This window comes from Mesorhizobium sp. WSM4842, from assembly GCF_055901575.1.
In genome coordinates, this window is the sequence record NZ_CM148372.1 from 3,239,368 (window position 1) to 3,253,265 (window position 13,898).

The 13,898-nt window shown below is 62.4% G+C and carries 13 protein-coding genes; 6 read left to right on the forward strand and 7 right to left on the reverse strand.

What is annotated here, in order from left to right; translation table 11 throughout:
* Window positions 1-22 precede the first annotated feature (22 nt).
* From AC0NIE_RS15600 to AC0NIE_RS15615, 4 genes are read right to left on the reverse strand one after another with little or no spacing between them, the layout of a single operon-like run.
* Complete coding sequence (locus tag AC0NIE_RS15600) at window positions 23-847, reverse strand: ABC transporter permease (protein ID WP_473487530.1); 825 nt, start codon at window positions 845-847, stop codon at window positions 23-25.
* Between the two features lie 2 nt (window positions 848-849).
* Window positions 850-2,130 (reverse strand): ABC transporter permease, encoded by a 1,281-nt coding sequence (locus AC0NIE_RS15605; protein ID WP_473487531.1) that lies wholly within the window; start codon window positions 2,128-2,130, stop codon window positions 850-852.
* Window positions 2,131-2,136: 6 nt separating this feature from the next.
* A complete protein-coding gene (locus AC0NIE_RS15610; protein ID WP_473487532.1) occupies window positions 2,137-3,186 on the reverse strand; it encodes an ABC transporter substrate-binding protein in 1,050 nt (349 codons plus the stop codon).
* A 5-nt stretch (window positions 3,187-3,191) separates the two neighbouring features.
* Window positions 3,192-4,355, reverse strand: a complete 1,164-nt coding sequence (locus tag AC0NIE_RS15615; protein WP_473487533.1) for an ABC transporter ATP-binding protein — start codon at window positions 4,353-4,355, stop codon at window positions 3,192-3,194.
* Window positions 4,356-4,666: 311 nt separating this feature from the next.
* Between AC0NIE_RS15615 and AC0NIE_RS15620 the strand changes: the two genes are divergently transcribed.
* The 4 genes from AC0NIE_RS15620 to AC0NIE_RS15635 all read left to right on the forward strand — a co-directional run bounded on the left by AC0NIE_RS15620 (window position 4,667) and on the right by AC0NIE_RS15635 (window position 9,643).
* A complete protein-coding gene (locus AC0NIE_RS15620; RefSeq protein WP_473487534.1) occupies window positions 4,667-6,055 on the forward strand; it encodes an aminotransferase-like domain-containing protein in 1,389 nt (462 codons plus the stop codon).
* A gap of 1 nt (window position 6,056) precedes the next feature.
* The gene (locus AC0NIE_RS15625) at window positions 6,057-7,307 is read left to right on the forward strand and encodes an NAD(P)/FAD-dependent oxidoreductase (protein WP_473487535.1); all 1,251 of its coding nucleotides are present in this window, start codon (window positions 6,057-6,059) and stop codon (window positions 7,305-7,307) included.
* 271 nt (window positions 7,308-7,578) lie between these two features.
* Window positions 7,579-7,821: a hypothetical protein gene (locus AC0NIE_RS15630; RefSeq protein ID WP_473487536.1), complete on the forward strand. Its 243-nt coding sequence runs from the start codon at window positions 7,579-7,581 to the stop codon at window positions 7,819-7,821.
* 322 nt (window positions 7,822-8,143) lie between these two features.
* The gene (locus tag AC0NIE_RS15635; protein ID WP_473613687.1) at window positions 8,144-9,643 is read left to right on the forward strand and encodes a thiol-disulfide oxidoreductase; all 1,500 of its coding nucleotides are present in this window, start codon (window positions 8,144-8,146) and stop codon (window positions 9,641-9,643) included.
* 190 nt (window positions 9,644-9,833) lie between these two features.
* On the opposite strand, the gene AC0NIE_RS15640 is transcribed toward AC0NIE_RS15635, so the two are convergent.
* Window positions 9,834-10,235 carry a DCC1-like thiol-disulfide oxidoreductase family protein gene (locus AC0NIE_RS15640; protein ID WP_473487538.1) on the reverse strand — a complete coding sequence of 134 codons (402 nt, stop codon included), beginning with the start codon at window positions 10,233-10,235 and terminating at the stop codon, window positions 9,834-9,836.
* A complete protein-coding gene (locus AC0NIE_RS15645) occupies window positions 10,232-10,411 on the reverse strand; it encodes a hypothetical protein (protein WP_095496522.1) in 180 nt (59 codons plus the stop codon). Before AC0NIE_RS15645 ends, AC0NIE_RS15640 begins: the two co-directional genes overlap by 4 nt.
* A gap of 359 nt (window positions 10,412-10,770) precedes the next feature.
* On the opposite strand from AC0NIE_RS15645, the gene AC0NIE_RS15650 reads away from it, so the two are divergent.
* On the forward strand, window positions 10,771-11,823 hold the full coding sequence (locus AC0NIE_RS15650) for an acyltransferase family protein (protein ID WP_473487539.1): 1,053 nt from the start codon (window positions 10,771-10,773) through the stop codon (window positions 11,821-11,823).
* A gap of 92 nt (window positions 11,824-11,915) precedes the next feature.
* Here the strand turns inward: AC0NIE_RS15650 and AC0NIE_RS15655 are convergent, their stop codons facing one another.
* Window positions 11,916-12,836 carry a VOC family protein gene (locus AC0NIE_RS15655; RefSeq protein WP_473487540.1) on the reverse strand — a complete coding sequence of 307 codons (921 nt, stop codon included), beginning with the start codon at window positions 12,834-12,836 and terminating at the stop codon, window positions 11,916-11,918.
* Between the two features lie 222 nt (window positions 12,837-13,058).
* Between AC0NIE_RS15655 and AC0NIE_RS15660 the strand changes: the two genes are divergently transcribed.
* Window positions 13,059-13,862 (forward strand): class I SAM-dependent methyltransferase, encoded by an 804-nt coding sequence (locus AC0NIE_RS15660; RefSeq protein ID WP_473613688.1) that lies wholly within the window; start codon window positions 13,059-13,061, stop codon window positions 13,860-13,862.
* The last annotated feature ends 36 nt before the right edge of the window (window positions 13,863-13,898 follow it).

The following is a 13,898-nucleotide window of genomic DNA, read 5'->3' on the forward strand; positions in this document are numbered from 1 at the left end:
GGCCGACCGCCGCACGACATTCCTAGTCAATGCGCGGTCGCTGCTTGCCACGGCGGGCCAGAAGATTGGCAACGACGAGCAGTATGATCGACAGTGCCATCATCAGCGTCGCGGCAGCGGTGATTGCCGGGCTCAGCTTCTCGCGCAGGCCGATGAACATTTCGAGCGGCATGGTGCGCTGATTGGCGCTGGCCAGGAACTGCACCACGACGACCTCGTCGAACGAGGTGACGAACGCAAAGGCCGCCCCTGACAGCACGCCGGGCAGGATCAGCGGCAGCATCACCCTGAAGAACGATGTGATGGGCTTTGCTCCGGAGATGGCGGCGGCGCGCATCAGATTACGGTCGAAGCCGGTGAGGCTCGCTCCCACCGTGACGACGACGAAGGGACTGGCGAGCGCGGTGTGCGCCAGGATGATGCCGGCATAGGTGCTGGCAAGGCCGACGCGTGCATAGAACAGATATGAGCCGACGGCGGTGATCACCACCGGCACGATCAGTGGCGACAGCAGCAGCGGCATGACGATGCGGCGGCCGGGAAACTTTTCGTCGGAAAGCGCAATAGCCGTCAATGTGCCGAGTATCGTTGCGATCAGCGTCGTCCCGAACGCAACGATCAGGCTGTTGCCGATTGCTGCTTGCCAGCGCTGGGTTCCAAGCACGACCTCGTACCAGCGCGTCGAAATTCCCTCCAGCGGAAAGATGAAGAAGGCGCCGCTGTTGAACGACAAGGGAACGGGAATGAGGATCGGCACGAGGAGGAACAGGATCACCATGCCGCACCACAGCCAGAGCAGGGTGATGCGGATTCTCTCGCCTGTCGTCGGGTAGGGAGACAGCAACATGGCTACACCAGCTTGAGACGGTCGAGGCCGAGGATGCGGGCGAAGATGCCGAACAGCGCCAGGGTGAAGACGAGCAGGATGAAGCTGAGCGCCGCCGCCATCTCCCAGTTCAGTTCGACATTGACGTAGTTGGCGATAAAATTGCTGATCAGTTGGTCGCTGGCGCCGCCGATCAGTGCCGGCGTGATGTAATAGCCAAGGCAGAGGATGAAGGTGAGCAGGCAGCCAGCCATCACGCCCGGAAAGACCTGTGGAAGGTAGACGCGGCGAAACGCGGTAAAAGGTTTTGCGCCGAGCGAATAGGCAGCCTTCATCTGCGAAGGCTGGATGGTGCGCATGACGCTGTAGATCGGCAGCAGCGTGAACGGCAGCTGGATGTGGGTCATGGCGATGATCAGTCCGATGCGGCTGTACATCAGGTCGAGCCGGTCGTCGGCAACGCCGAGCCACAGCAGCAGATCGTTGACCAGGCCGAATTTCTGCAGGAGCACTGTCCAGGCCGCGGTTCGCACCAGGATCGACGTCCAGAACGGCAGCAGCACCGCAACGATGAGAATGGCGGCGAGGCCCTTGGGCACGGAGGCGATGAGATAGGCGAGGGGGAAGCCCAGTATCAGCGTTGCCAGCGTCACCGCTGCGGCGACGAAGAATGTGCGCATGAACACCTGCAGGAAGATGGCCTGTTCGGGCGGCACCCTTTCGATGCCGCCATCGGCATTCCAGCGCAGATCAAGCGCGCTCAGCAGGTAGAACGACGTCACGCTATGGGTGCCGCTCTCGATGACCGGCCATGTGCCCGGGGCCGACCAGAACGGCACCGCTTTCATCACCTCGAGCGGCGGCCTGTCGGCGGCCTCGAGTTGACGCACCGTCTTGAGCACCTGGCTGCGTGCACCTGGTAGACGGGCGTTCAGGCTCTTGGCGAGTTCGTAGGCGGTGCCCTTGGCCTGATTGCTCCGGAGATCGGCGGCAAGGGCCAGGAACGCAGCGTCGTCGGGCAGTCCCGTGCCGTTCCAGCGGGCCAATGCCTGGCTGGTCTGCGGCAAAGCGTCGGCAATCGTCGGATCATAAACAGCGCGCGACAGAAGCAGGACGATCGGGATGCCGAAGCTCAGCGCCAGCAGCACAAGCAAAGGTGCCGCCAGCGCCAGCGACCGCAGACGGTCGCCGAGATCGGCGCGGCGAAGCGCCACCGCGACCGACCTTGCTGTGCTGGAATCGGCGGCCGACCAGTCGCGGCTTGCCCGCGGCCGGTCCAGTTTCGTGGGCTCAAGCGCCGACATTTTCCCCTACTGCGCGAGCCAGGCGTTGAAGCGCTTGACCAGATCCTCGCCATAGTCGCCCCAGAATTCGGTATCGGCGACCAGGTAAGCGGTCATGTGGTCAGGTGCGTTCGGCAATTTCGGCAGGGCGTCCGGCGCGACGAAGGAAGCCGCATCGATGCGCACCGGCCCGTAGGTGATGTAGCTGGCGAGCTTGGCGTTGATTTCCGGCTGGCTGATATAGGCAAGATACTTGTAGGCCAGGTCCGGGCTCTTGGCGCCCTTCGGAATGGCAATCATGTCATATTCGAGGATCTGGTTGTTCCAGACGATCTTGAACGGCGCCCCGTCCTTGTCGATGGCGTTCTGGATACGGCCATTCCACGCGGTGGTCATCACCACTTCCTTGGATGCGAGGAGCTGCGGCGGCTGCGCGCCGGCATCCCACCAGACGATATCCTGCTTGATGGTGTCGAGCTTCTTGAAGGCACGATCGACGCCTTCGGGGGTTGCCAGCACCTCGTAGACATCGGCCGGCGCAACGCCGTCGGCCATCAGCGCCCATTCGAGGTTCTGCGCCGGAAACTTGCGCATCGCGCGCTTGCCCGGAAACTTGGTCGTGTCGAAGATGTCGAGGACCGAAGTCGGCGCCTCCTTCAGCACGTTGGGATCATAGGCAAGCACGTCGCCATAGGCATCAAGGCCGACGCCGCAGTCGAGTGCCGAACCTTCGATGAACTTTTCGCGGGGGGCGATCTTGGAATAGTCGAGCCGCTCGAGAATGCCGGCGTCGCAACCCTGCAGCACGGTCGCGGTCTCGACCGTCACCAGATCGATCGGCACGTTACCGGTGTCGACCATCGCTTTTACCTTGCCGAGATCGCCAAGATATTCCTGCTCGACGATCTTGATCCCGGTCTCCTTGCTGAACGGCTCGAACCACGCCTTGCGCTGGGCATCCTGCCAGGCGCCGCCGCTGGCCATGATCGAAAGCTCTTCGGCGAAGGCAGCGTGTCCTGACATGATGAATGCTGTGGCTGCCGCGAAGGCGAACAGCCGGGTTTTTGTGATTTTCATTGTTCTTATTCCCCTGTTTTCGAGATGGAACCGCCCGTTCCGGCATCGGCCGGAAAGGCACGGCAGTCGTTGGGCGTGCAGGAAACCGTGACCGGTTCCCCGCTACCCATGGTCGCTTCGGGGCCGACCTTGACGGTCAGCACCTGTCCGTTTTCAAGCCTGGCCAGAAGACGCTGGTGGTCGCCGAGATAGATGCGGCCATCGACCGTGGCGGCTAGCGCATTTGCTCCGTTCGAAGCGGGCGCGAGCTTCAGCCGCTCCGGGCGGATGGCGACATGGCAGGCCGCACCCTCCGCAACGCCGATGGCCAGCGCGGTTACCGAACCGCCACCGTCCAGCGCGACGCGGCACTCCTTGCCGGAGATGCGCTCGACCTTGCCTTCCAGCGTGTTGTTCTCGCCGATGAAGCTCGCGACGAACGAGCTCTCCGGCGTGTTGTAGAGATCATCAGGCGAACCGAGCTGGGCAATCCCGCCATTGTTGAACACGGCAACGCGGTCCGACATGGTCAGCGCCTCGCTCTGGTCGTGCGTCACGTAGACGATGGTGACGCCGAGCATGGTGTGCAGTTGCTTGATCTCGAGCTGCATATGCTCGCGCAGCTTCTTGTCGAGCGCGCCGAGCGGCTCGTCCATCAGCACTAGGCTCGGCTCGAACACCAGCGCGCGGGCAAGCGCGACACGCTGCTGCTGGCCGCCGGAAAGCTGTGCCGGCCGCCGGTCGCCGAACTGCCGCAGCCGCACCATGTCGAGTGCGCGGCCGACGCGGGATGCAACGTCCGCCTTGGTGATCTTGCGGACCGAGAGTGGGAAGGCGACGTTCTCCTCAACGCTCATGTGCGGAAACAGCGCGTAGTTCTGGAACACCATGCCGATGTTGCGTTCGTAGGGCGGCAGCCTGTCGACCGACTGGCCTTCAAGCGTAATGACGCCGCTGGTCGGCCGTTCGAAACCTGCAAGCATGTTGAGCGTCGTCGTTTTGCCCGAACCGGAGGGGCCGAGAAGGGTGAGGAACTCGCCGCGCGCCACACTGAGGTTTAGCCGTGTCACCGCGAAAGTCCGGCCGTCATAGGATTTTTCGACATCGACGAATTCGACAAATCCCTGCCGGCGGGCGTCCGGTGCCGCGGCGGCGCTGTCGGCTGGCAAGACTGTCGCTTCGGCGATCACGAACGGAAATCCGTTGAGCTGCGGCAATGGCCGCTTGTCGAAACGAGGTGGTAGTTGCCGTGCATGTGTCGGTCTCGCATGACGCTGGCCGCGCAAGGGCGGCAACCAAACTTGTATGCTCACACAATCAATCGCTAAAGCAGCATAGGTGCAGACAAGTTTGCCCGTCAAGCGGCTTTCTTCGGAATTGTGTGAGTTTTTTCAGCCGGATTTTGAAAACATGTACCGGACAAGTGCTATTGTCCGGAGCATTGTCTTATGCTAGATGCGCCGGTAGCCAGAGTGTCAACACACCGAAACCGCCAACCCGCATGCTTCAGGACCTGCAACTCGCCTCGGATGAAGGCCCGGTCTACCGGCGCCTTGCTGACGCTATTGCCGAACGGATTACAGCCGGCACGCTTGCCGTTGGAGACCGGTTGCCGCCGCAGCGCGAGATTGCCCGCGCACTGGGCATCAACGTCACCACGGTGACGCGCGCGCTGTCGACACTGCAGCAGCGCGGCCTGCTCGAAGCGCGGCCCGGACGCGGCACCACGGTCGCCGCCCGCAACGGCGGCGAAGGACCAGGTTTCGTGTCGGCGCCGAGCGAAGACACCGGCGTCATTGATCTTTCCGTGAACAGACCTGCGACCTCGGCCTATCTCGACGCGCTGGCGCTGCTGCTGCCGCGCCTGTCCAAGGACCGGCACTACGTCACGCTTCAGGACTATCATCCGCCCGAGGGGCCGCTGTGGGCGAGGGAGGCAATCGCCGAGTGGATGCGGCCGGCGGCGGGCGACGGCGATCCCGGCCGGGTGGTGCTGGCGGCGGGCGCCCAGCATGGGCTGGATTGCGTGCTTGGCGCGGTGACCAGGCAGGGCGAGGTCGTGCTCGCCGACGAAGTGACTTATCAGGGCATCAATGCACTGTGCCGGGTGCATGGGCTCGATCTCAGAGGCGTCGCCATGGACCGTGGCGGCATGCGGGCCGACGCGTTCGAGTCGGCCTGCGCGCAGCTGCGCCCGCGCGCGGTTTTCCTGGTGCCGACCCTGCACAACCCGACCACCATCACATTGGGCGAGGAACGCCGGCACGAACTGGTGGCTGTGGCCCGTCGCCATAATGTGCTCATCATCGAGGATGACGTCTACCGGCCGTTGGCAGACAATCCGCCGCCGTCGCTTGCCAGCCTCGAGCCCGAATTGACGGTTCACATCGGCGCCTTGTCGAAATGTCTTGCCCCAGGGCTGCGCCTCGGTTTTGTGATCGCGCCACGCGCCATAGCCGGCCAGGTCGCCGCGGCTTTACGCATCAACTGCTGGAGCATCAGCCCTCTGACGGCGCTGATCGGCGCGCGGCTGATAGAAGAGGGCTCGGCGGCGCGCATCATCGAAGCCCAGAAGCAGGAGCTTCGTCAGCGCCAGGCCATCCTCATCGAAATCCTCGGCCGCTACGATGTCCAGAGCCACGCCACCTCGACCCATGCCTGGCTGCGCCTCCCGGAGCCGTGGCGGGGCGCGGGTTTCGCTCGCACCTGCCTGGAACGTGGCGTTGCCGTTCTTCCCGGCGACGCCTTCGCGGTTGGGCGCGAGCCGGTGCAGCACGGGGTGCGCATCAATGTCGGCGCCGCGCGCTCGCTCGACGACCTGCGCACGGCCCTGAACACCATGGCCGAACTGCTCGCGGCCGGGCATCTGCAACTGCCTGGCTTCGTCTAGGATGGCTGCACCGGAAACCGTGGAAGTCGCCATAGTCGGCGCCGGCATTGTCGGTTTGGCAACGGCACTCCGGCTCGCGGCCGAGGGGCGCGAGGTGCTGCTCATCGACCCCAACGAGCCTGGCTCCGGCGCCTCGTTCGGCAACGCCGGAACGCTCGCCGAATATGCCTGCATGCCGGTCGGCAACCCGGCCGTGCTGCGCCAATTGCCAAAACTGCTCCTCGATCCGGACAGCCCTTTTGCATTGCGCTGGACAGCGTTTTTCCAGCTGGCGCCCTGGCTGGTCCGCTTCGTGCGGCAGTCGCTTCCGGCGGCCACCCGCGCCAACGCGATGGCGCTCGCCGGGCTTCTGACTGGGGCCCTGCCGGCCTGGGAGGAGATGGTGAAAGAGGCCGATATGGCCGACCTGATGCGCCGCAACGGCTGTCTCTACCTGTATCGCCGCAAGAGCGATTTCGCCAAGGCCGCTGGGGGCAGGGCGCTGCGCGCCGGGTTTGGTGTGCATCAGGAGGTTCTGACGCCGGGAGAGGTGGCCGCGCTGGAGCCCGGCCTGCCCCCGACCGGGGCCTGCGGCCTGTACTTCCCGGACTCGATGAACGTCACCGATCCGAAGACGCTGATGCGGCGGGTGCTCGATGCAGCGACCGCCCGCGGCGTGTCGGTGGCGCAGGCTGCAATAACCGGGCTGCGGGTCGAGGCGGACGGTGTCAGGCTCGGCGGTTCCGGCCTTTGCATCAAGGCGAACACGGTGGTGATCGCCGCGGGCGCGCAATCGCGGGCGTTGGCGATGCAGGCCGGCGACAGCGTCCCGCTCGAGACCGAACGCGGCTATCATCTCGAATTCCCGACCGAAGCGCCTCTGCTCAGTCGTCCGGTCTGTCCTGTCGATCTCGGCTTTTACATGACGCCGATGACCGGCCGGCTGCGTGTCGCCGGAACCGTCGAGCTCGGCGGGCTTGCATCACCGGCAAATCCGCGCCGGCTGGCTTTGCTCGATCGCGGCGTCAGGCAGTTCTTTCCCCAACTCGGCCGGCATTCATCCGAATGGCTCGGGTTCCGGCCGTCGCTGCCCGATTCCCGGCCGGTCATCGGTCTGTCGCGTGGCAGCCCCAGGGTGATCCATGCCTTCGGTCACGGTCATCTCGGCCTCACGCTGGCGCCGATCACGGCCCGCTTGGTTGCCGACCTGATTGCCGGACGCGGCGATCCTGACCGCCTCGCACCCTTTGCAGTGGACCGCTTCGGTGCATGAAGGTACGTCGGCCGCAGCAGCGCAGCGTAAGCATTGGATAGGCGTTCGGCATCCTCTTCTGTTCCCCAACCGACGCCTGCCTGCGCCAAATTGCGGATGCCGGCTTCGACCCGAAGCACCATTCAAGCAAAAACCCGCCCCGGTCTCCGGAGCGGGTCTGTTGCCTGAGGCGGAACTCAACACATGTCCGCAGCAGCAAGGTCGCCTCGCGATGCTGAAGATCTGGTTAACCGGCCAAAGTTGATTCAAATCCAGCTGTGGATATTCGCCTTTGGGTAAATCGAAATGGGTCATCCTTGTCGGACGGCGGGCAAAAGGAGAATCCATGACTAGCGACTTTGCCGCCGCCCACCTCCATCTTGAACGAGCCTGCCACTATTTGCGCGGCGATGACGAGACGAGCAGTGCTGCTCGCGCGGCTCTGGATATTCTGATCGATGCAATTGCCGCAGCCCAGTACAAGCGCCCGCCGGCGGACGTAGTGGAATTTCCCAAAACGGCAAGACAGCGATAGTCGGCGAACTCTTAAAGCGCGTCGCATCCGAAGGGCTCCGTGCGTGGCTTTAAGTTTTGGCGTCGCAGAAATACAGCTAAACAATAGATAGAGCGGGATGGCCAGTTCAATTTGAACGCATCCCGCTCTACACCGTGCCTGCTAGCAGTTTCTCAATGGCTGATGCCCAGTAGGAGGAGCTACCGACGACACCGAATTGACTCTTATCTAAACCCGTGCTGATGTTGCAGTGCAACATAGAGCAACGGTTCCGAAGGCGGCAAGCCGTCCCCAGTTGGACGTCGAAAGAACCGCCAAAAGGATCTTTGAGGGGGTCTAACTAGTGTCTATAGGGCAGCAGCAGTTCTCAGGCGCCATACCGTTATGGAACATTGGTCGCGGCAAAATCGCGAACGTCAGCGGTCGGGACGACACATTTGACGGGTTGACCGCATTTACCCCTTTCTGGGCAATGGCGGCGATCTTCAGTATCGCCGGTGATATCTACTCGATGCTTGGCTACAAGGGGCCGCTTTTTGCCGCTCTGAGCTGGTCGGTCGTCCTGTTCAGCTTGCTACTCCTGCTGTACCCACGGCGGACCGAATTTTTGATCGGGCTCGTGATGGTATCGCTTGTGCTATACGCGCTGCGCATGCCGGTCGCTTCGAATAACAAGACGATCACGGCGGTGATGAACGGGGCTATCCTGCTCAGCGCAGGGGTGCTCTATCTGCGGGCCGCCGGCCGTGGCGCCGCCCTGGCCCGGATGGACCTTTATCAACAGATCCGGATCGTCGCCCGGTCGCTGCTCGCCATCATGTATTTCTACGGCATCTTCCACAAGATCAACACCGACTTCCTCGATCCTTCCGTGAGTTGCGCGGTGGGCTTATACGCTCCGCTGGCTCGTCCGTTCGGCCTCGAGGACAATCTCTTTGGCCGGTATCTTGCGATCTTCGCCACCTTCGTCATTGAGGCGATCGCGATCGTGTCTCTCTACTGGAAGCGCTATTTCGCCGTGGGGTTCATCCTCGCACTCGTCTTCCATTACGTGATCCCGATCTCGGCTTATTCCTGGTACATGGACTTTTCCAGCCTGGTGTTCGCGCTGTATGTGCTGAGCATCCCCACGCCCGCTAGCGAGGCGCTCTATCGCACCTCGCTGGAGTTTACCAATCCGCTGCGCGAAACGTTCGGCCGGATCGGCATCTTGCTGCCGGGCGCGGCCGTGATGCTGTTCGCGGTCACTCTCGTCATTCTGCTCACCTATACTTTCCCCGGGCGGTCCTTCGACATGATGGTACACTCTGTCTGGATCCTCATTTGGGCGGTAGTGGGCGGCGTGGCGATGGTCGTGCTAGCCTATGTGGCTCTGCAGAACCTGCCTTGCCGGATCGTTTCCTCGCCACGCCAGCCGCTCTGGATCTATTTGGTGCCGGGCTTGTTCTTCCTCTCCTGCCTGTCACCCTATGTCGGGCTCAAGACGGAGAGTTCCATCAACATGTTCAGCAATCTGCACACGGAAGCCGGCCAGACCAACCATCTGCTCTTTCCCAAACCACCATACCTGTTCGACTATCAGAACGAGGTGGTGAAGATCATTGATTCCTCGGAGCCTCATCTCGTCCGGCAGTCGCGGGCAGGCAATTACCACGTCCTCCTCGATCTGAAGAAACAACTGCGCCGGAAGCCCGAGGCTTGGGTGACTTACGTGAAGGATGACGAGACGATTGCGCGCGCCAACGCGTCGACTTTCGCGGCCGAAATGCCCAATCTCCTCGAACGAAAGTTCCTTACTTTCAAGTTGGTGGATTTCTCGCGGCCGAAGGTCTGCACCCACTGAGCGCCGCGCTGGGAGGAGAGCTGTTCGAATGTTCACGAACGAAACTGGTAGATGTCGCCGGGCAGTCGGCTTCAGCCATCCATTTCGCCGGGAAATGTCTAAAGCGCATCGCGTTTGTAAGGACTCACGCGTCGCGCTTTAAGTTCATGTCGTTATCGCAAAACCGCTGCGCACTTTTGCGCGACATGAATTAGCGCCGGTCAAGATCGGCAGGGATGAGCGAGCGGCCACGAAGCCTCAGGGTGGCCCGTCGTCCGAGCTTGAGCGCCGGATAGATCAGCCGCGCGGCCGTCCTGTTTGAGAGAATTCTGCGGTTGAGCCAGCCGAAAAGCGTAGAAGAGGAACTGAGGATCGCCAGGAGATTGATGGCTTCCTCGCCGTGATAGACGCGGTCCTCGAAAACGAAGAGCATGCCCTCGTTCAGGTCGAAGCCCTGGCGCTGAAACCCGACAACACGCGGGTCGCCGGAGCGCGCGTCGAGCAACTCGACAGGACCGACCGCGTCGCGCAGCCGGGCAAAGCGGACATAGCTCTGGCAGAAGATGCAGTCGCCGTCATAGACGATAAGCGCGGTCTTCTCAGGTGGCTTCATTGCTCTGTCGGGTCCAGACTGAGCTCGATCGGTGCTTCGGCGATCGCGCAATTGCCGTAGAACGCACAGCCGGAAACGACCGGCAGGTTGCTGAAGGCATCGAGGACAGCGACGAACAGCAGCCCGATAATGCCGAGCATCATCATTTTCTTGTAGGCGGACAAGTCGCGAAGCATCTTGGTATGTGATCCCTTGCTGCCTCAAATCGGACCTGGCCGATCCGACGTCAAAGCGCGATCGATTTCAGCAGCCCGCTGCCTTTTGCAAAAACGGTAACTGGTGCCGGTCAACGTTTCCTATCGAAAGGCCTTGAACTGACACATCGGAACTACCCCGATATTGTGCAGCGCAACAATGCGTGAGGATCGGCGGAAAATCAAGCGGAATGCTGAATCTCGCCGACCGAATGGGACTATCGGCAATCCGGAGCATCCGAGCCAATTCGCACTTGCCACAAGGTATGATGCGACGCACAATCGCCATCGAAACCGAAGGACCGAGCCGGCCGGTAGGCCGAATCCAGGAAACGCTGAAGTTGAACCTGCCCATACGCGAGACCTGGCTGGACACCGCCAAGGGCTTGGGAATCACCCTCGTCGTCATGGCCCACGTCCTCGACCACAGCACCTGGCGATGGGCGCACCCGGTTTACTTTGCGGCATCGCTCTTCTTCATGCCGTTCTTCTTCATCATATCCGGCTACCTTTTTGCCGTCACGGACAGGAAGGCGCTTTTCCGGAAGCGCGCCCAGGGCCTGCTCATCCCCTATGTGACGTTTCTCGGCGCGATCATGGCGAGCGTGCTCGTTGTGGACCTGTTGCGCGGCGACACCCCGGCGCCCTGGCAGATCAGGGAACTCATCACCGACGCACTGCTGGGCGGACGGCACCTCACGCGCGAACTCGGCGTGTTCTGGTTCGTCACCTGCCTCGTCGCCACGCAACTTGTCTACAACGAGGTCGCGATCAGGACTAGCGGACCGACCGATCCCGGCATGCTGATCTTCGTCGGCGCATCCGTCGGCCTCGCCTATTCAATCCAGGCCTATTGGCAGGAGGTGCGCGCGCCGCTGGCTCTGACGAACGTGCCGCTCGCCATCGGCGCATTCTGGTTCGGACATTTCCTGCGCGAACGCGGCATGAGCGCGCTGTGGTCGGCGGTGTTTGTGGTGGCGGTTGCCGGGGCCGCGCTCGCGGCGGCGCGGATGGGTTCCGACTTTACCTTCAGCATGAAGAACGCCATCTTCGGCCCGCCACTTCTCGGCCTGCTCGTTGCACTGGCGATCTCGACCTTTGTCCTCGCCCTCATCCGCTTCATGGCGATGCCGAGCTTGCGCATCGCTCCGTTGGCGGAAATCGGGGCGGCCTCGCTGGTGATCATGTTCGTCCATCAGTTCGTTCATTTCACGCTGCGTGACTTCGGAATGTCTTCCGAGTTGGCGCTGATCGCCCTGTCGCTCGGATTTCCCTATCTGCTCTATCGCGGACTGAGATCGTCCCGGATACTATCTCCCTGGTTCATCGGAAGCGGAGACCTGTCGCTCAGCATCCAACTGATGAGGCGGAGCCTCGCGTTCCTGGCAGGCTGAGCACGAACACGTCCGGTGACGTCAGCAGCAGGCGATTTCCTTCTGGATTGGAGATCCTTGTCGGACGGCAAGCTCGGGTTGCTGGAAGCCGCTTAGCGGACCGATGACCAATCAGTCCCTGCGGCCACCATTCGCAGGCGATTTCCTTCCGGATCGAAGACGTCCAGCGCCCGCTCCGCCTGCCTAGCGGGGATGTTGGCATGGCGTAGCCGCTGCGCGACCGCTGCCATATCCTGCTGGGAAGAAAGTATGACTGTGAAATGCCCGAGGCCCGCCGAGCCGGGCGGAGGTTCCTTCAGTTCGGTGCCGGCCCAGATGTTGAATGCGACCATGTGTCGGCGCTCGTCGGTCCCGCAGTCAAACAATCCGAACGATCTGGACTGGATGTGCGGCTTGAAGCCAAGCACGCCCAGATAGAACGCCATCAGCGTTTCGGGCGAGCGTGCGCGCATATGGATGTGGCCGATGAAGGCATCCGCCGCCAGCGGGGCTTCGACACCATCCGCACTGTCGAGCTCGAGCAGCAACCGGTCGAGGTCCAGCGGCTCGAGGCCGGAATGCGTGGTGCCGTCCCTGGCAACAAGCGCGACGCTGCCGTCCGCCGTCACCGCGCTGGATGCGAAGCGGTCGGGCGTATCGAAACAGACCTCGATGCCGTTGCCGGAAAGATCGGAGACGTACAGGGATTCTGATACCAGGTGATCTTGGGCGCCGTGCCTGACGCCAGACGCCCGAAGCCGGACGGCGACGCGGGCCAATTCCTTGCGCGTCGTCACGTGTACCGCAACATGAAAAAGACCGCGCGACTTTGGCGGCAGGGCGGTCGTCGCTCCGGTGTGCAGCACAATCAGAGATTTGCCGTCGACGCCGAGATCGGCCGTCCCGCCATCATTGGCGAGGACAGCGAGACCGACCACGTCACGCCAGAGCGGCAAGGCAGCTGGAATATCGATGACGCGCAGATGAACCGGGCCGAGACGGGTGGCGTTGGCGAGCAAATCTTCGCTTTTCATCGAACACCGTCCGGATTGCAGCCTGAGAAGATTAACCGCGAACGATAAAGCTGTCTTGCGCAAAGTTCGGGTTGATCCGCTTCTGGTGGGCGGAGAACTGGTCGAGGCATCCGAGTGCGTACGACCCGGGTTACACGTTCCTAGGCCCCTGTTCCTGCGCGAGAGGCGAGCGTATTCTTGCGGCGACCCAATGATCTGAATTTATCTCGGGAGGAGATTGCGATGGCTGAGGCAACGCGTCACGACGCCTGGCAGGCCGGGGATAGCTACGACCTCTATATGGGGCGATGGAGCCGTCAGATCGCTCCACCGTTCCTGGCTTGGCTCGATCCGGCGGAGGGTCTGGACTGGCTGGAGGTGGGTTGCGGAACCGGGGCGCTGTCGGCAGCCATCCTGGCCCGTTGCAATCCCAGGAGCCTGGTGTCCATAGACCCGTCGGAGGGTTTTCTCGCCAAGGCGCGGGCAAACGTGCCGGACAAGCGTGTCGAGTTTCTCGCAGGCGATGCGCAGGCCTTGGCTGTCGAATCGGGCAGCAAGGACATGGTCGTGTCGGCGCTTGTTCTCAACTTCGTCCCCGACAAGCAAAAGGCGCTCGCCGAGATGCGGCGAGTGGCCCGCCCTGGAGCGACGATTGGATTCTATGTGTGGGATTATCCTGGCGGCGGAGTGGAATTCATGCGGGCCTTCTGGACCGATGCGACGGCGCTTGACCCCGGTGCCATCGACCTCACCGAAGACAGGCGTTTTCCATTTTGCACACGAGATGGACTGACCGATCTCGCGGAGAAGGCCGGCCTCGTTTCCATCGAGTCCACCAGGATTGAGATGCCCGCTGTGTTCAAGGACTTCGAAGACTACTGGCACCCCTTCACCCTGGGGGCGGGGCCGGCGCCCGGCTATTGCATGAGTCTCGAACCCGAAGCTCGCCAGAGATTGATGGAGAGGCTCCGCGAGAGTCTGCCGCGCGGCGAGGACGGGTCCATTCCCCTGAAAACGAGAGCCTGGGCAGTCAAGGCCAAGGTTTGACCGCGAGCCCACGTCGCGCCAGACGGACAGGTCGCC